The 17,219-nt window shown below is 70.4% G+C and carries 17 protein-coding genes; 9 read left to right on the plus strand and 8 right to left on the minus strand.

Features of this window, described 5'->3' with window-relative positions; translation table 11 throughout:
• Positions 1–36: 36 nt before the first annotated feature.
• Complete coding sequence (locus ACFPK1_RS08345) at positions 37–924, minus strand: universal stress protein (protein WP_378020457.1); 888 nt, start codon at positions 922–924, stop codon at positions 37–39.
• A 194-nt stretch (positions 925–1,118) separates the two neighbouring features.
• Positions 1,119–1,994, minus strand: a complete 876-nt coding sequence (locus tag ACFPK1_RS08350; RefSeq protein ID WP_378020458.1) for a universal stress protein — start codon at positions 1,992–1,994, stop codon at positions 1,119–1,121.
• Between the two features lie 708 nt (positions 1,995–2,702).
• Here ACFPK1_RS08350 and ACFPK1_RS08355 point away from each other — a divergent pair.
• A complete protein-coding gene (locus ACFPK1_RS08355; protein WP_378020459.1) occupies positions 2,703–3,314 on the plus strand; it encodes a DUF1989 domain-containing protein in 612 nt (203 codons plus the stop codon).
• Between the two features lie 48 nt (positions 3,315–3,362).
• Here the strand turns inward: ACFPK1_RS08355 and ACFPK1_RS08360 are convergent, their stop codons facing one another.
• Entirely contained in the window at positions 3,363–4,289 is a 927-nt protein-coding gene (locus ACFPK1_RS08360) for a universal stress protein (protein WP_378020460.1), read from the minus strand.
• A gap of 425 nt (positions 4,290–4,714) precedes the next feature.
• Between ACFPK1_RS08360 and ACFPK1_RS08365 the strand changes: the two genes are divergently transcribed.
• A complete protein-coding gene (locus ACFPK1_RS08365) occupies positions 4,715–4,924 on the plus strand; it encodes a hypothetical protein (protein WP_378020461.1) in 210 nt (69 codons plus the stop codon).
• Positions 4,925–5,611: 687 nt separating this feature from the next.
• On the opposite strand, the gene ACFPK1_RS08370 is transcribed toward ACFPK1_RS08365, so the two are convergent.
• Positions 5,612–6,676: a substrate-binding domain-containing protein gene (locus ACFPK1_RS08370; RefSeq protein ID WP_378020462.1), complete on the minus strand. Its 1,065-nt coding sequence runs from the start codon at positions 6,674–6,676 to the stop codon at positions 5,612–5,614.
• A 133-nt stretch (positions 6,677–6,809) separates the two neighbouring features.
• Between ACFPK1_RS08370 and ACFPK1_RS08375 the strand changes: the two genes are divergently transcribed.
• From ACFPK1_RS08375 to ACFPK1_RS08400, 6 genes are all read left to right on the plus strand, one after another.
• Positions 6,810–7,187 carry a MarR family winged helix-turn-helix transcriptional regulator gene (locus tag ACFPK1_RS08375; RefSeq protein ID WP_274187939.1) on the plus strand — a complete coding sequence of 126 codons (378 nt, stop codon included), beginning with the start codon at positions 6,810–6,812 and terminating at the stop codon, positions 7,185–7,187.
• A 101-nt stretch (positions 7,188–7,288) separates the two neighbouring features.
• A complete protein-coding gene (locus tag ACFPK1_RS08380; RefSeq protein WP_378020463.1) occupies positions 7,289–8,458 on the plus strand; it encodes an acetamidase/formamidase family protein in 1,170 nt (389 codons plus the stop codon).
• Between the two features lie 1,114 nt (positions 8,459–9,572).
• Complete coding sequence (locus ACFPK1_RS08385; protein WP_378020464.1) at positions 9,573–10,049, plus strand: M67 family metallopeptidase; 477 nt, start codon at positions 9,573–9,575, stop codon at positions 10,047–10,049.
• A 269-nt stretch (positions 10,050–10,318) separates the two neighbouring features.
• Complete coding sequence (locus ACFPK1_RS08390) at positions 10,319–11,578, plus strand: NAD(P)/FAD-dependent oxidoreductase (RefSeq protein ID WP_378020465.1); 1,260 nt, start codon at positions 10,319–10,321, stop codon at positions 11,576–11,578.
• Between the two features lie 53 nt (positions 11,579–11,631).
• Positions 11,632–12,033, plus strand: a complete 402-nt coding sequence (locus ACFPK1_RS08395) for a GAF domain-containing protein (protein WP_378020466.1) — start codon at positions 11,632–11,634, stop codon at positions 12,031–12,033.
• A gap of 6 nt (positions 12,034–12,039) precedes the next feature.
• Positions 12,040–12,297 (plus strand): ANTAR domain-containing protein, encoded by a 258-nt coding sequence (locus ACFPK1_RS08400; RefSeq protein ID WP_378020467.1) that lies wholly within the window; start codon positions 12,040–12,042, stop codon positions 12,295–12,297.
• A 156-nt stretch (positions 12,298–12,453) separates the two neighbouring features.
• Here ACFPK1_RS08400 and ACFPK1_RS08405 read toward each other — a convergent pair whose 3' ends face one another.
• The 4 genes from ACFPK1_RS08405 to ACFPK1_RS08420 form a co-directional block, all read right to left on the minus strand.
• Positions 12,454–12,663 (minus strand): DUF3040 domain-containing protein, encoded by a 210-nt coding sequence (locus tag ACFPK1_RS08405; RefSeq protein ID WP_378020468.1) that lies wholly within the window; start codon positions 12,661–12,663, stop codon positions 12,454–12,456.
• Positions 12,664–12,689: 26 nt separating this feature from the next.
• On the minus strand, positions 12,690–13,169 hold the full coding sequence (locus ACFPK1_RS08410; RefSeq protein WP_378020469.1) for a GreA/GreB family elongation factor: 480 nt from the start codon (positions 13,167–13,169) through the stop codon (positions 12,690–12,692).
• Positions 13,126–13,959 (minus strand): universal stress protein, encoded by an 834-nt coding sequence (locus ACFPK1_RS08415; RefSeq protein WP_378020470.1) that lies wholly within the window; start codon positions 13,957–13,959, stop codon positions 13,126–13,128. Before ACFPK1_RS08415 ends, ACFPK1_RS08410 begins: the two co-directional genes overlap by 44 nt.
• Positions 13,960–14,220: 261 nt before the next feature.
• On the minus strand, positions 14,221–15,765 hold the full coding sequence (locus ACFPK1_RS08420) for a PucR family transcriptional regulator (RefSeq protein WP_378020471.1): 1,545 nt from the start codon (positions 15,763–15,765) through the stop codon (positions 14,221–14,223).
• A gap of 183 nt (positions 15,766–15,948) precedes the next feature.
• On the opposite strand from ACFPK1_RS08420, the gene ACFPK1_RS08425 reads away from it, so the two are divergent.
• Positions 15,949–16,557 (plus strand): universal stress protein, encoded by a 609-nt coding sequence (locus ACFPK1_RS08425; RefSeq protein ID WP_378020645.1) that lies wholly within the window; start codon positions 15,949–15,951, stop codon positions 16,555–16,557.
• The last annotated feature ends 662 nt before the right edge of the window (positions 16,558–17,219 follow it).

Below are 17,219 nucleotides of genomic sequence, written 5' to 3' on the forward strand. Positions count from 1 at the left end.
GGGGCGCTAACCTCCCACGACCCCGTGCCAGATGGCCTACCTGCGGACGATCGCAACCGGGCAATCGGCCCGGTTGAGCACCGAGTGGGTCACCGAGCCGAACAGTCGCCGCCCGAGCACGCTGCGGTCCCGTTGGCCGACCACCAGCAGCGCCGCGCCGTCGGACTCCTCGACCAGGACGTCGGCCGCGGAGCCGTGTCGGCAGACGGTGGTGGCGCTGACGGTGGGGAAGGCCAGGCGCAGTCGGGCGATGGCGGTCACAAGTCGGGGCCACGACATACTCTCGACGCCGACCGCTGGGGCGACCTCGTGAAGGACGTCGTCGACAAGGTCGGGTGGCCGCGCGACGAGCGCCGTCAGGTCGACGCGGCGTTGCGCGGCGGCGCGGAACCCGAACTCGAGCATGGATAGCGACGGTGGCGAGCCGCCGATGCCCACCACGACCCGCCCCGCCTCCCGGCGCCGTCGCGTACCGATGCCCGGTGCTGCGGCGGACTCGGGAGACTTCAGCCGGACGACGGCGACCGGGCACATCGCGTAGGCCGCCACCCCGAGGCACACCGGCCCCCCGGACCGTGATCCCGTCCGGCGGGCTGTATTCCCGACGACGAGTAGGTCTGCGCGCTGGCCGAGAAGTGCGGGGACCGCTGCGCCGACCACCGAGCGGGCATGGACCGTGGTGTCGGATGCAATGGCGCGGGCGCGACCGACCGCCTCCTCGAGCAGCGGATCGCTGCTGGTGTGCGCGGGCGGCCCGTCGCATGTCCGTCGTTGGTGCGCGCGCACGAGCGCAGGCTGCGCGTGCACGATGCTGAGGTCGCAGGAACGGGCTGCTGCCTCGGCGGCCGCCCATTCCACGGCGGCTAGTCCGGCAGCACCCCCGTCGGTGCCGACGACGACCGCGGGCGACGGCAGGCCGCTCACGAGTTCCCACCACCCGTCAGCAGATCCTGGTGTGCCGAGGTCCCCACGTCCGCCCGCCTCCATCCTGTCGTGCCGCAGATGCCGTGGCCCCCAGCTTCATCCGCGAGTCGACGATGGGCTTTGTAGGGACGACCAACGTGGTCGCGCTCCTTTGTCGTCCCGCGAGGAGCGCGGGATGGGTGGGTAGATGCGGTTCACGCCGCCGACGATCGTTCGATGATCGGCATCGGTCTGACTACCGCGGTCGGACAGGGTGCGTGGTGCAGGACGGCGTGGCTGACCGAACCGAAGAGGGCTCCGGTGACGCAGCCGCGTCCGCGAGATCCGACCACCAGGAGCGCAGCGCCGATCGACTCGAGGGCGAGGGCACGAGCGGGTTCCTCGAGCACGAGGGTCGGCCGGACGTCGACACGCGGGTACCGGTTCCGCCACGGCGCGAGGGCGGCCGCGAGTCGGTGTCGTTCGACGGCCTCGGTCGCGGTCCAGTCCTCCCCGCGACCCTCGAAGTCAGCTGGCGGTCTCGGGGTCCAGGCGTGCAGAGCGGTGATCCCAACGCCGCGCTGGGCCGCTGCGGCGAACGCGAAGCCGATCGCGGTTCTCGACCGGTCGGAGCCGTCGATGCCGACGACCACCCGCGTGCGTGACGGACCGTGTCCACCCTCGCGGGCCGGGGGGACCACGACGACGGGACACGCCGCCCGGGAGCACGTCGCGATGCTCACCGAGCCTGCCAGTGCGGCACGGACCGGCCCCAGGCCGCGGGTGCCCACCACGAGCAATTGCGCGGGCTGCGATGCGAGGGCCGGTGCGGCGCCTCCGACGATGGTCCTACTGGTCACCTCGATGTCCGGAGTGGTCACTCGGACCCGCTCCTGGGCTCGGCGCAGCAGCACCACGCTCGCACCGTCTGTGTCCGAGACCGGAACGAACGGCCCTGGCGCCACCGGTGGCGAGCACGCGTTCACGATGAGGAGCGGGCAGCCGCGCGTCGCGGCCTCGGCGGCCGCCCAGTCCAGCGCGTCCCACGCCGAGCGTGACCCATCGACGCCGACGACCACCGGCTCGCCCACGCGAACACCTCCGACGAACGGGTTCCGCCAGGAATAAAGAATCGTAACACGATATAGATGCAGACAGTAGCTTCCCGTAAGAGATCAGCGGTTGCAGGGCAACGGACCGTCGCGGCTCAGATCGACGCCGAGCCGTCCGCTGAGCGCACTTCGTTGTGGGGAATCAGGCCGTGCTCGCGCACCGGTCTCCTCGCTGGAGCGCAACTAGGGTCGCATGCCGAACCGGGAACGGACCAACGCCTCGAAGTCCTCAACTGCAGCACCGTCGAGCTCGTCGACCGCGCGCAGGGCCAAACAGCCTCGCCGAACGGCAGGTGGACCCCGGCGACCGTTCCACCGTGCGGGTCGGGCTGACACCGACCGGGGCAGCGGATGCCGGCTGTGGTGAGCCCGCTGCACCAAGACCAGATGCGCCGTGTGGTGGGGGCCGCTGCGTCCGTGAAACGGAACCCGCTGCCGAGGACGCCGACAGCGCCTGACGTCGCACGGGAGCTGTCGGCGACCACAACGAGAAGGTCGTTGCTCCGATGCGAACGGTCATCGATCGCCACCCACCGCTGCGGGCAGCGAGGTGCTGGTGGTGGTGGAAGAGCGTTCTTGTCGTGGCGGCACGGGACCAGCCCTCCAGATTGTGCTGTCGGCACAACCCGAAGGAGCGTCGAACACGAGAAGTTCGCAGTAAGAGGTTTCCGATGACGAGGGGTGGGCGTGGCCGAAGAAGAGCGAACTATCATGCCGGGAACAGCGTGCTCGCTCGAATTGGACGCAGGGCAATCGGTCGACATCATCGACGTCAAGGGGCAACAGGTCGCCGACCTGGTCGCGTTCTCGCTGACGAACGTCGACCGTGAGTGGCTGTCACCCACCCACACCCGGTCGTCGTTGGGTCGGCTCAAGTTACGTCGTCTAGACCCACTCCTGACCAATTTCCGCCGAATGATCCTGAAGCTCGTCCACGATGACGTCGGAGTCCACGACATGACCTTTGCCTCGTGCGACAGGCAGCGCTACCTGCTCGGCTACGGTATAGCCGAACATCCCAACTGCCGCGAGGCGCTCTCTCGAGTTCTCCTGCCGTACGGCATCCCCGTCCACCGAATTCCGGACCCGATCAACCTGTTCCAGAACTCGACGGTCGATGCAGACGGAGTGATCGAGACGATCGCCCCGACGAGTCGGGCGGGCGACCGGCTGTCGCTGGTGGCCACGATGAACACGCTGCTCGCCGTGGCTGCCTGTCCGCAGGACCAGAGCCCCTGCAACGGATGGGCACCTACTCCCATCGCGCTGCGCGCCCCCATCGGTGCATTCGCGCCGTGACGGGCCGCGCAGCTCACCGCTGTGCCCTTCGGTCGGAGTCGAAGACGATCAGGTGTCCGGAGGCACGACCAGCACCGCTCGGTGTCCGTGGCGGAGTAATGCCCTGGCGTTGCTGCCGAGCAGACGCTCTCGCAATGTCGATCGTCGGCGGGAGGCGACCACGATCACGCCGACGTCCTGCGCTGCGGCTTCCTCGGCGAGAGTGTCGGCCACGCTGCGCGGCCCGAACTCTTCGGTGGCTAGTTTGACCGTCTCCGGCGGTAGCCCCTCCTCGCTGATTCGGCCCGCCACCTCTGGCTCGATCGCGACCCGTGGGCTGGGCCCGCCGAAGATCGCTGGGGTCTCGACGTAGCGGACGAGCTGCAGTCGGTCGCGGAACAAGTCTGCGGCGACGACCCGCGCTCGATCGGCGGCGGGGGACCCGTCGTGCGCGATCATCACCGCGCCGCCCACGGCGGCGGCGCGCTCCTCGGCCAGCAATGGCGGTACGACCAGCACTGGCGTCGAGCTGTAGTTGACCGTGGTGCGCGAGACGCTACTGAACAAGCCTGGGAGCCCCCGGGCGCCGCGAGAGCCAACCACGACAACCGCGGGCCGGAACCGCTCGGCGAGCTCCGCGAGTGCCAGGCCTTCGCCCCCGTGGACCTCGTGCACGAATGGTTCTGCCGTCCAGCCCGCCGCCTCGGCGAGGGTGACTCCCCTCGCGGCCACGCTGTTCGCCGTTGAGGCCGCCTCCTGCCGCACCAGCCTCCACAGATGATCGCCGTTCCAGGCCCGCCGCGCGAGCCGGCGATGCATGGTGGAATCGGCGCCGGGCGCGGTCCAGAGGTGGGCCACCCGGGCGTGACGAAGGGGCATCAGCTCCGCAGCGATCGAGACGGCGGTCATGGCGGCATGAGACCCGTCGAAACCGAGCAGCACCGAACCGTCGCCTCGACGGCCCAAAACTCGGTCGCGGGTCGCCACTACGTTCATCAGGCCGCCTCGTGATTCGTGTTCTAGGGTCGGCCTCCAGCTCCTCCGGCTCACTCTCGCGCCTTTCGCTCGATCTCCGCCCGGGGCGGCCGCGCGAATGTGGCGCGCAGCGTTCCCTCTCCGCTGCACCCATCATGGGGCGGCGCCGAGCCGGCTCCGTTGGAGTTTCTTGCCAAGGCAGCTCGCACTTCTTGTCGGTCTGAAGCCAACGGGCGCTGCTGCTGACCACACCGAGGTCCTCGATGGCGCGCGTCCTGCTGAGGACACCCGCAAGTCGACTCCCCGGGCGACGGGTGAACCGGACCACCCGCCGATGGGGAGGGACGCTGAAGGTCGAGGTCTGGACGGAGATCCACCTTCATCGGGCCAAGGGATGCCGATCAAGGCGCTGGTCGCCGGGGATCGGGTGAAGCACGATCCGTCAGGTGTGGGTCGCCGCCGCGCCGCCGAAGGACCAGTGCCAGCGAGGGGCTCGGTCGTCGACGACCCACGCCTTGGTCATGTGCGTGATCGACCATCCCGAACTCGGCGCCACCCGGGAGCAGGCCGCCGCCCCGAACGTCTTGGCGCCGCCACTCCGGGTGCAGATCGCCGGTTTCGACAACCTCTGGTGGCGGCTGCGCACGGCCGAGTGAGCGAACCCCTCCGGGGGGGATCGCAAGGTGGTCGCTCGTGGCCACCGCCTGTGTCGCGGACCGCGAGCGCGAGCCGAGGCCGAGCTCTTTCTTCGCCGGCTCGACCTCCGGCAGATGTCGCTCTGGGCAAGGCGCGGGCCGAACAAACTCGTCGTTCGTCAGGTCCGTCAGACGCGTGCCGGCGCCCGGCCCTTGGCCCTCGGCGCGGTCCTGCGGGTGCTCGTCGCGGTGAGCCGCCTCGGGCTGCAGGCGCTGACCGGGACTCTGTGAGGGCCGGTCAACGCCGTCCGTCTGGCGACAGCTCGGCCGGCGCCGAGGGGGAGGGGGCGGCGCCCCAGCCTCGGCGCACAACCACGACTCCTCTCCGCTGAGCAGCCACTGCACCGAGTCCGACGCGCGAGCCCCGGAGGCCTCGGAGATCGTCCAGCCGTTCCTTCATCGACATCGCCCACTGCGGCGCCGCGGTCGACCTCGCTTTGCTGCTAGCTTGCACGACCACCTGATTCTCCCTCGATCAGGCCGTGGACCCCGCAGTCGCCGACGACGCCAGCAAGAGCAGAACCATCGTCGGAGGGCGCCGAACAAATCCAGCAGCTCGTCATCGCCCGCACCATCTGGGGCCGGCACATTGCCTGATAGTTACCGAAGGTTGGGCATTGGTCGCACGGTGCCTCTGCTCGCCACCGGTCAGAGCGTCGTCAGGACGTCGAAGTCGTAGCCGTCGGCGCGGGCGAGATGGATGGCCTGGTGGCTCTCCCCGCGCCCTCCTCCGCTGAGGGCCACGGTGCCTCGCGGGCCTTCGTAGGTCACCCGTGTTCCGGCCGCGACCGCCGCGACGTCGTCAACGCGAACGGATCCGGCTGCCCGCGTCAGCGAGGTCAACGCCAGCAGACCCTCGTAGCACGACTCGGCAGCGTTGTTGAGCGCCGGGGCATCGGGGCCGTAGCGATGCACGTAGGCCGACATGAAATCCATCGCCGACGTCGTTGCGAGCGAGCTGAAGTAGGCGGCCGCGACATAGAGGTTGCCGGTCGCCTCCGCACCCGTCGCGAGCAACATGTTCTCCTCCATGAGAGGAGCGAACCGCGGCATGATCGAGTCCAGGCCGACCTCGGCGAACTCCCGATTGAACATCACGGCGTCCTGACCGACCAGCAGCATCAGAACACCGTCCGCCTCGCTGCGCGCGATGTCGACGAGGGTGGATGAGAAGTCTCGGCACCCGTACGAGACGAACGATTCGTGCACGACCTCGATGCCGGCGACGCGGGCGTACTCCCGCACCCGCGCCGCCGTGCGGCGCGGCCAGACGTAGTCCGCGCCGACCAGGGCCCATCGACGGACCCTGGCGTTGTCGCGCATCCACTCCAGCGCGGGTGCGACCTGTAGTTCGGGCACCTCTCCGCTGGTGAACACACCCCGCGGGATCGGGCCGCCTTCGTAGAGCGAGGTGTAGACGTAGGCCGCCCGGTCTCGCAGCACCGGCGCGAGCGCTTCCCGAACGCTGGAGATGTGCCAACCGGTAACGGCGTCGAGCTCGCGACGTTCGAGCAGGTGGTGGACGGTGCGTCGGATCTCGGGCAACGAGGTGCCCGCATCGATCACGGTGAGCTCCAGCTCGCGCCCCAGCACTCCACCTGCCGCGTTCACCTCTGCGGCGGCGAGCTCCGCGACGGCCTCGCACGAGGGGCCGAAGATGCCGCCCGGGCCCTGCAGGGGTATCGCGAGGCCGACGCGAAACGGCTCCTCCACGCGACCTCCTCGTCCGGCACGCAGAAGTGGAACGACATATCTTCATGTGGAAGTATCGCGAGGACCGACAGGGAAGGCAAGGCTAGGGGGACGGGTGGCATCAGACGGACCGAGTGCGATCGAGCTCGCCCGGTTGGTCGCGGACCGGGCGTTCGTGTGCGAGCGGGCCATCCACGCGGTGGTGTCGCCGGTTGGTCTCACCGTCGAACAGTGGTGGGTCCTGCACCACCTGACGGAGGTCGAAGCGGCGTCGATGTCGGGCCTGGTGAGCGCGTGTCGCGCGTCTGCGCCGACGATGACGCGGATCATCGACAAGTTGGTCGAGAACGCCCTCGTCTACCGCGGTCTGGACGGACCGGACCGGCGCCGGGTGCTCGTGCGTCTCGCACCGGGCGGGCGCGCCCTGGCCGCCTCGCTCGCCGAGGAGGTCGAGGTGGCGCTCGGGGCGCAGTTCGAGGGGCTCGTGCCGTGGCAGGTCGGCGCGCTCCAGGCTGTGCTTCGGATGCAATAACCACTCATTGACATATTTTCATATGGAAGTAGCGTCCTCGTCACCCCACAGGACGGAGGACGACGATGTCGACCGGCCCCACAGACTTCACGAAGTCCGGCGTGTCCCGGTTCCCTGACCGTGATCTCGCCGTACCGCGCTACCGGTGCGAGGTCGGCGTTCCGCTGGCCGATCAGAAGGAGCTCGGGCACAACCGGTGGCACCCGGACATCCCGCCGCTGCACGAGCTCGGCCCCGGCGACGAGATCATCCTTGAGGCGGGCGGGTACGACGACTACCAGCTCAAGGACGTCGACGACGACCAGGACATCCGCGACTTCGACCTGACTCGGACCCACCCGATGGCCGGCCCGGTCAAGGTCGACGGGGTCGAGCCCGGAGACCTGCTCGTGGTCGACGTCCTCGACGTGCAGCCGTTGTCGGGGATCGGCTACTCCAACATCCTTCCCGGCATGGGTGGTCCGCTCGCCTCCTGGTTCCCCGAGGGCTACAAGACGATCTGGGACCTGCACGGCCTGTTCGCCACCAGCCGCCAGATCCCCGGTGTCGAGATCCCGGCCATCTCCCACCCCGGCGTCATCGGTGTCGCACCCTCGATGGAGCTGCTCGAGACGTGGAACGCCCGGGAGGACCCGCTCATCGCCGACGGGTACGCGGCTCCGCGCGCCGACGCGATGTCGACCGCGGTGCTACGGACGCTGCAGGGTGAGGAGTGGGAGCGGGTCGCGGCCACGGCGGCCCGCACCGTGCCCCCGCGGGAGAACGGCGGCAACCTCGACATCAAGAACCTCTCGCGCGGGTCGCGCGTGTACTTCCCGGTGTTCGTCGAGGGCGGGATGTTCTCGACCGGTGACTTCCACTTCGCCGAGGGCGACGGCGAGATCACGTGGAACGCGATCGAGATGGACGGCGTCGGCTGGTACCGCTTCAACGTTGTCAAGGACGGCATGGCGCGATACGGGGTCCGGACCCCGATGCTGCGCCCGTCGCCCGTGGACCCGAATCTCGGCGCTCGCTACCTCAGCTTCACCGGCCTGTCGGCCAAGGGGACCGAGCAGAAGTACATCGACGCGACGATGGCAGCCGTCGACGCCGTCGAACAGGCGATCGCCTACCTGGGCAAGTTCGGGTACTCCCCGGAGCAGGCGTACACCATCATCTCGGTGGCCCCGTGCGAGATGCACATCGGCGGCATCGTCGACATCCCGAACGCGGCGGTCACCTTGAAGGTGCCGCTCGACATCTTCGACAAGGACATCCTGCCCACCTGATCGGCCGCCGGCTCCGGTCCGACCGGCGCGGCTCCGTCGCCGCACGTGCAGACGCTCGCAGCCCCCTGCACGCGTGTGCTGTGACGGAGCCCGCCGGTCCGCCTCCCCCGCGGGCCGATGCCGACGACCCGGGGGGCTGCCATCACGCCTCGACCACGTGAAGCTCGGACCAGTCAGGGGGAGAGGCGGCCTCCCTCGCGGACCACCCGCGTCACGAGCCCGTCGGTCCAGCGGGGCGAGAATGACGGTCAGCACGAGGCGGCGCGGGCGGGAGGATCGTGGGCCTCCTCGAGGGTGCGGTGGCGGGCTCGGTGATCGCAGTCGTCCTAGCCTTAGGCGTGCTGGTCTGCGCCTCGAGCGGCCTCGGCTACGCGACCGCGGTGCGGGTCGCCGGCACCGTGGCCTCCGGTCGGGGACTCGCGCTCGGACTCGTCGTGAGCGCCTACGCCGTCGGCTCCGCAGTTCTCGCGCCGGTCGCTTCGACGGCGTCTACCTCCTCTCCTCTCCGTCGCCGCCCTCGGGTGGTGCGTCGCCACGTACACGCGGCTCGCGCCCGGTTCGGTCGTAGCCCGTCCGACCTGAGTCTCGGCCGGCTCGACCTTCTCGCCGGCGCGCGCTCGCCCCAACAGCGGGCGACGATGCGTCGGTGAGGGAAGGCATGCAGGATCGCGTCGACGATCCGGAGGTCCAGGGCGTCGACTCCGACATCATCTTCGTCTCCGATGCCCTCCAGGCCCGGCTGGACACCTTCTGCGCGCAGCGACCCGAGCGCACGGTGACCTCGGTGACGTTCGATGCCATCGAGCATTTCGGGCGCCGACTGCCCGAGCTGATCGAAAACGCCCTGGCCCGGCCCGTTTCGCCGCCCTCCGAACACACGGAGCTCCGGTACCTCGGGGCGGGGCCGGTTCAGGTTCGGCTCCGGCCCGGTGTCGCCGGAGCGCGGATGCTCCGCCGGCTCTCGGACGAACTCGGACGGTCCTGGCGGACGTGGGTGCCACCGGTGCTGAACGCCTACCTGCCTGGGCGGCGGGAGCCTGAGAACATGCCGTGGCTGGTCCAGGACGATCGACGTCCCGGGGGTGCGTCCACGGGACACCGAGGAGGAGGCCCCGTGCTCGTGATCCGGGTCGACCTGGTCGAAGAGATCGTCGCCCACGCCCGCCGCGATCACCCCCGGGAGGCGTGCGGGCAGCTGTTCGGGGCCGCGGACGGCGGCCGAGCGATGCGCTACGTGCCGATGACGAATGCCGACGAGGCCGACGAGCAGTACGACAACTTCCGTTTCGATCCGGACGAGCAGCTCCGGGTCCACCTGGACGCGCAGTCGCGGGGCGAGGAGGTGGTGGCTGTCGTGCACTCCCACACCGGGATGCCCCGCCGGCTGCCCGAGGGCCGGAGGCAGTCGGAGGCGTACCCGTCGGCCAAGGACGTCCGCTTCATGGGCCTGCAGCCCGACGTGCACTTCGTCATCGTCGCGCTCGACGGCCCGGACGCCGAGACCGAGCTGCGGTCGTTCCTACTCGGCGGGCACGGCGAGGTCGTCGAGGACGAGGTGACGATCGGTCCCGGCGGGACGTACGGAGGTTGATCCCGGTCCGGGTGCGTGCCGACGTCATCTCGGTCGCAGTCCGCATGGGGAGGCGGCCCGGCGATCTCCAGCAGGCGCGCAGCGGGATCGGTCAGGAGCCGACATGCGCCGCAGGCCCGGCATAGGAGCGGTGTCGCCGTCCTGACCCGGCGGGCGCGACACCTGTACAAGGCCACAACTACCTTCCCGACGTTTGTCGCTGCTCGACAGCCCGAGGTGGCCGTACCTCGTCCATGGTCAAGGGACGAACAGCAGTCCCTGGAGGTGGCATGTCCTTGTCGAGGGGCGACATCACCCCGCGCAGCGCGGTGGTCGTCGGCGCCGGCATCGTCGGTCTGAGCACCGCGTGGTTCCTGCAGGACCGGGGCGTCCACGTGACGGTCGTCGAACGAGACGAGGTCGGAGCCGGAGCCTCTTGGGGCAACGCCGGCTACCTCTCACCGGCGCTCGCGGTGCCGCTGACCTCCCCCCACGTCCTGGGCGAAGGGCTACGGGGTCTGGCCGACCCGGGAGCGCCCCTGAGCATTCCGCTCCGCGCCGACCCGCGCCTGTGGGGCTTCCTGCTCCGGTTCGCCGCCCACTGCCGCTCCGCTTACTGGCGTCGCGCAGTTCGACACCACCTGCCCCTGCTCGAGGAGTGCCTCCGGGCCTTCGACACCCTCGCGAGCAACGGGGTCGACGCCGAGACCCATGACGCACCGGTGGTCGCCGGGATGGAGTCGGCACGCGCGGCTGCGGCGATGCGCCGCGAGCTGACCGTTCTGCGGAGTCTCGGCGTGCCCGTCGAGTTCGACGATCTCGATCGTCACGAGGTGTCGTCGCTACGGCCGCAACTCTCGGAACGTGTCGTGGCCGGGCTGCGGATCGACGGACAGCGTTACCTCGACCCCGGCCGGTTCGTCGACCGGCTGGCCCAATCCGTGGTCCGCCGGGGCGCCTCCATCCGACCGCGCTTCGCGGCCCGGAGGATCGTCGCCGACCTCGACCGCGTCTTCGTCTGCCCTGACGAGGGGCCACCGGTGACCGCGGACGTAGCCGTGGTCGCCACGGGCGCGCGGTTAGATGACCTCGTCCGCACGCGTGGTGTGCGCACCCGCGTCAGGGCCGGCCGCGGTTATTCGTTCAGCGTGCCCACCGACACCCCGGTGGACGGCCCCATCTACCTCCCCGGCATCCGCGTCGCGTGTACCCCGTATCGGGGCGAGCTCCGGGTGGCGGGGACGATGGAGTTTCGAGACGTCGACGAACCGGCGGACCCCCGGCGGGTCGACGCCATCATCGACTCGGTCCGGCCCTTCCTGGCCGGTGTCAACTGGGACGAGCGCAGCACCCCGTGGGTCGGGGCCCGGCCGGTCACTGCCGATGCGCTCCCCATCATCGGTGCGACGCGGCAGCGCGGTGTCTTCATGGCCGGAGGACATGGCATGTGGGGAGTCACGTTCGGCCCGATCACGGGTCGGCTGCTGGCGGAACAGATCACCACTGGGAAGCAGCCGGCCGAGCTCACCCCCTTCGACCCCCTCCGCTGATGGCTCCGCGCATCGACGCGGGGACCGGGGTGGACGAGGCGATCGTCGAGGCCGTGGAGGCGATCGCCCGGGTCGTCGCGGACCACCCCGACGCCATCGGGGCGCAGCCGATCCTCGATGTCGTGGTCGCGTCGGCGTTGCGTGCCGTACCGGGCGCGCGCAGCGCCTCGACGCTCCTGCTGGATCGACGACGTCATGCCGTCGGGGTGTCCGCCTCCGACCCCGCGACCGCGGGGCTCGACCAGGCGCAGGTGACGCTCGGGGAAGGACCTGCCGTCGAAGCGGCCACCGGGTCGACGATCACGTCGGAGAACGATCTGCCGCACAGCACCCGGTGGTTGCGGTGGGCGGCGTTGGCTGTCGGGACGGGTCACCTCACCGTCATGTCGCTGCCGATCCGGACCAGACGCGTCCGAGGCGCGGTCACGCTCTACGGGGCCGATTCCTTCGCCTAGCAGGACGTGCTGGCCGCACGACTCGTCGCCGGGGCCGCGGCCCTGGCGGTGGACAACGCCCTCAGCGTGACTGGTCTGACCCGCGCGCTCGAGACGCGGGACGTCATCGGACAGGCCAAGGGCATCCTCAAGGAACGCTTCTCCGTGGACGACCGTGCGGCGTTCGCTCTCCTCGTGAAGTCGTCGCAGGACACCAACATCAAGCTGCGTGAGGTGGCCTCCCTGCTCGCGGACGGTTCGCTCGGCCTGCCGCCGCGCTCCTGACCCGGTCGTCGGGAAGACCACCGGGTCAGGGGCGCCACGAGCCCTTCGTTCAGGTCTTGCCCTCCGTCGGACGGGGCCGATCCCGGTGACCCGCGGGTCGAAGCGGGCGGTCCACCATCCACACCGACCACGCGGTGCAGAGGACGAAGAACGTGGTCAGCGACGGGATACCGGCGAAGGCCGCGAGCAGTGCGAGGACGGCCGCCACCGACGCACCGACCACGAGCACGGCGCGTTGCCACGCCGGCCGGGCCTGTGCGGCGAGACGGCGTTGCGATGTGGCGAACCCTCGAACCAACTCGGGTCCTCCGCCGACAACCGACCCTCGATGTCGGCCAGAGTCCGGCGTTCGGAATCACTGAGCATGGTCGGGCCTCCTTCAGTCCTCGACGTCACTCGAGCACAGGCACGTCATGGCGGTACGGCCTCGCGGTGAGCACCGTGACCGACACCGTTCGCCCTACGGGGAGTTGGCAGGTCCGGGTCTCTCCCTCGATCGCCCCGAGCAGCGCGCGGCCGATCGGCGACGCGGTGGAGTACACCTCGACGTCCGCGGCGGCCGGGACGTCACCATCGCCGAGCAGGACGGTCTCCTCCTTGGACGACCCGTCGAACTGCACGGTGAGGAGCATCCCGGCTTCGACCAACCCGTCGTCCGGTGGCGCGCTCCCGATCTCGGCGGTCAGCAGGAGCTCCTGGAGGTGCCGGATCCGGCGCTCACGCCAGCGGTGCCGGGCCCACGCGTCCGCGTCGGCATCTGCGTCGTGCTCAGGCTGGAAGCCCGCGCGGTGTTCCAGGAGCAGCCGCTCGAGCTCGTCGCGGACCTGCTCACATCCCTGCGGGCTCAGCCAGGCCGGCCTGTTCGTGGTCATGCGGCGTTCCTCCGTGTGAGGCGGGAAAGGTGGTGACGAGGCGGGGCGTGGGGCCGGGCAGTTCGCGCGCGGACCTTCCCTCGGTTACGACCATCACCGGGCAAGGAGTCCGGGCCAGGAAGTCCTCGATGTCCGGATGTCGTCGTGTCGGGCCCCTCCGCTGCTCGAGTACGACCAGCTGGGCACGCCGCCCCGCGACACGCAGCGCGGCGACGAGGTCCTGTGCCGGCGCGAGCCAGGTCTCTCGGCGGTCGGCCGCGTCTGCTCGGGGAAGGGCTGCCCCACCCTCGGCCACCACGAGGAGAGGTGCCGCCCGTCGTGCGGCCACGGCTGCGGCCAGGTCGAGAACGCCGCCGTCGTCGTGCGCCATCAGGCCGACCACGACAGGACGGCTCGACGGTGTGGAGGCCCACGACCCGGTGCGGCGCGGCGGGACGACGACGACCGGGCAGTCGGCCCGACGGAGCGCCTCGGCGACCGTACGCCCTGCGGAGGGTCCGCCGTCCGCCAGTCGACGACCCCCCACCACGAGCAGGCTGGCTCGTCGGGTGTATCTCGCCAGGACCGGTCCGATCGCACCGTGCTCGCGAATGACCGTGATCCCGAGGCCCGGCGCGACCGCCGTGGCCGTGCCGAGTGCCCGGTGCAGCCACCGTCGGGGGTCCACGGAGTCCGGCCGATCGTCGCGCTCGACGTGCAGCAGGTGAAGGTCAACTCCCCGGTGCATCGCCTCGACGGCGGCCCAGCTCACCGCCGTGAGCACGCCCAGGGAGTTGTCGACACCGACCACGACCGCGTCGCGGACGCCTCCCCACCGCATGATGGGAGCGGAGGTTGCCGGCGGGGGTAGCGGGAGGGTTGCGATGCCGCCGTGGTCGCTCGGAAGCGCCCACGTGTCTGGTTCCGTCTCCACCGCCCCGCCCCTTCCGCACTCCGGCCATCACGGACCTCGTCCTCCGTGATGGCCAGGATGCGGTGACGACGGGTGCTGGCCGTTGTCGTTCACGGACAAACCTGGCGTGCGAATGTGGCCGCTCTCGCCAAGCAGTGGTCAGGCGTGCTCGTCGTCGGTCGCCGCCAGAGCGATGAACATGGCGATTCGCTGTTCGGGGCGATCGATTGCGAGGTGCGTTGCGGTGTTCATCTTCCGGAGCCGGTAGCGCACGGTGTTCGGGTGGACGTCGAGCTGGGCGGCGGTGACGCCGATGTCGCCGTGCGCCGCGAGCCAGGCCCGCAGGGTGTCGATGTACCGGGTGCCGTGCTGCTCGTCGTGTCGTCGGAGTTCGACGACGGGTCCCCGTTCGGGGACGCGGCCGTCGGCCGCGATAGCACGCAACCTGCGCAGGAGGATCCGGTCCCACGACTCGTCGTAGGCGATGGGCGGCGACCCGGGGTGCGCCACGTGCAACGCCAGTCCCTCGTCCGCCTCGCGCCGGCTGGCGGGCAAGGCCATGGCGTCGGCGGGCCCACCGATCCCCGCGTGCAACGAGATGTGCGACGGCATGGCAGCACGCACCGACTCCACCCAACTGCGCGCGCCGTCGGGTGTCTCGTCACGCATGGGCAGCACCGTGTACACGGTGTTGGCGAACAGCGCGCTCCGTCCCCACCGCGACCAGCCGAACCCGGTGGTGACGTGCTCGAAGACCAGCAGGACGCCGGCGTGCTGCTCCTCGTCGACGTGCGCCTGCAACGCCACGACCCGCAGGGCCGCGTTGGTCAGTCCGAGCTGGCTGATCATCGCCTGGCCGTCGCCGGTGCCCTCCAGCAGACGCGTGACGAGGTCGGACTCGACCTGACGTTCCAGGTCGGCGCTCGCCCTCGACCGCAGGAGGTGCAGTGCTGCCGTACGGGCGCCGTCCTCGAGGATTCGGCAGCGACGCTCGTCGAACGGGCCATCGGATTCCACCCAGAGTGAGCCGAGCAGCTCCCGTCCCGCCCGGACCGCCACGACCATGCGCCCGTCGAGACCGTGCTGCGGCGACGGCGCGACGAAGAGCGGGAGGTCGGAGGAGGCGAGGTGGCGGAACACGCCGCGCTCGGCGAAGACGCCGCGAATCGTCTCGGGGAGGCGGCGACCGAGGATGGTCTTTGAGCGCACCGCGTCCACGGCGTCGTCGAGGCTCGAGTACGCCAGGACCCGGGAGAGCTGGTCCTCGATGACGACCGGGCCGCCGACCGTCGCGGCCAGGGTGTCGGCGAGGGCGAACAGGTCGGTGGGGCCGCGACCCGCCTCGGTCTCGCGACCCTCGAGGACCAAGCCGTACGCCAGACCCGTCAGGTGGCTCCAGGACACCTCCGGCTCCGCGAGCACGACCGCTACGCCGGCCTCCTCGGCGGACGCCTGAACTGTCGGCTCCAGGGGGGCCGGAGCCCGTACCAGGGCGACCGCCGCCCGAGCGCGCGCGGCGAGCCGCACCGCTACGTCCGGGGTGTCCAGACCCACCGCCAGGAACACGTCCCCGGTGGCGACTCGAGTGTCGGTGGGATCGTGCACGATCAGGCTCCGCAGCAGGACGTCCCGCGAACGCGGACAGCAGACCAACCGCGCCCCGCTGCTCGCCAGCACGTTCACCAGCCGGTCAAGGGTGATCATGCGCGCCTGCCTCTCGCAGAGATCTCGGAGCCGGCCCGCAGGATCCCCGATCCATCGGTCGGGTTGTCACGCGCGGACAGATCGATTCTCAGAGCTTGTGGTTCTCCACCATCCCCGCCCCCGGTCGACGGTCCACGCTGGTGGCGTGTCAGCAGTACCTCGCTGGACTCGGAGGTGGTGGAGATGCTCGACACAGATATGGACGCCAGCACCCGGAGCCGGTCTCACCCGGATGTCGGCGCGCCGGGTGACCGGGGCGAGGAAGCTGCGCTGGTGGCGGTACCGCTGCCGCGGTCGGCGCCTTCTGCGGGACCGGTGGTGGTAGGCGCCGACGGCTCGCTCGGCGGGGAACGTGCCCTGCGCTTCGCCGCGGAGCACGCGGACCGGCTCGGAGCGGACCTGTTCGTGGTCACCGCCGAGAACAGCGGCCGCGCGGCCGTTCCCGAGATCGTGGAGGATGCCCTGGTCGCGCAGCTCGCCGCGTGCCGCGCGGCCCATCCTCGTGTGACCATCCGCCTCCGGGTCGTCGAGGTCGGGGCCGGGCAGGCCCTCCTGCGTGCGGCACGTCGCGCGCAGCTGGTCGCGGTCGGTACCCCGAGACGTCACGGTGCGGCGCGTCCTCCGCTCGGGGCGACCGGCTGGGACCTGCTGCAGGCTTGCTCCTGCCCGGTCGTCGTGGTCCCACCTGGCGCTTTCGCTGATCCGGGATCACGCATAGCCGCGCACGAGACCGACGGAGGCACCGTCGCACCCGCCGCAACGGTTCTCGCGTCGGGGTGGCGAGATCGGTGACCTGCCCTGCCTCCCAGCTCGAGATCGCGGTCGCGATGACGGAAGCCGGAGGCCCGTCGTGTGCTCGGTCGGTCCTCTCGACCGGACGACGGTCGACGACCTCCGCTGCACGATGCTGGCCTACATGCGTCACGGAGCCGCGCCGTCCTCGGCGGCCGGGGGCCGCCAGGTCACCTGGTGCACCTTGCGCGTGCTGCTGTTGACCCCTTGATCCGTCGCCTAAACCCTCGGCTCGGGGGAAATCGTCTTGTCCTCAAGAACCAAGCCGTTGGCTCGTATTCGTGCGGATCCGACTAACCGACCGCACGCGACAAGAGCCATCCTGAGCGGACCGAGGGTCCGGGTCTCCTCGGAACTGGAGATGTCGGGCGCACCCCACAAGAGCGTCTGTGGCGCCGGGAGCTACATCAACGGGCGGCCTCTGGTCCGCAGACGCTCCAATAATATCGTGTTACGATATAAAGTATCGGCACTTCGTCCGGCTGCCGCCGGTCCGGGGAGGTCGGTCATGCCCCGTGACCGGAAACGTCGACGTGGGACGCGCGTCGTCCAATCGGACGCTCCCATCGCGGCGTACGTAGGTCGGCGTGGCGCGGTGAGGAGATGTGGTGGCGATGACTTCCCAAGGAGCTGACCGACGGTCGGTGGGGTCCGCGGCGGGA

The sequence above is a fragment of the Actinomycetospora rhizophila genome, assembly GCF_042657905.1.
In the GTDB taxonomy this organism is placed as follows: domain Bacteria; phylum Actinomycetota; class Actinomycetes; order Mycobacteriales; family Pseudonocardiaceae; genus Actinomycetospora; species Actinomycetospora rhizophila.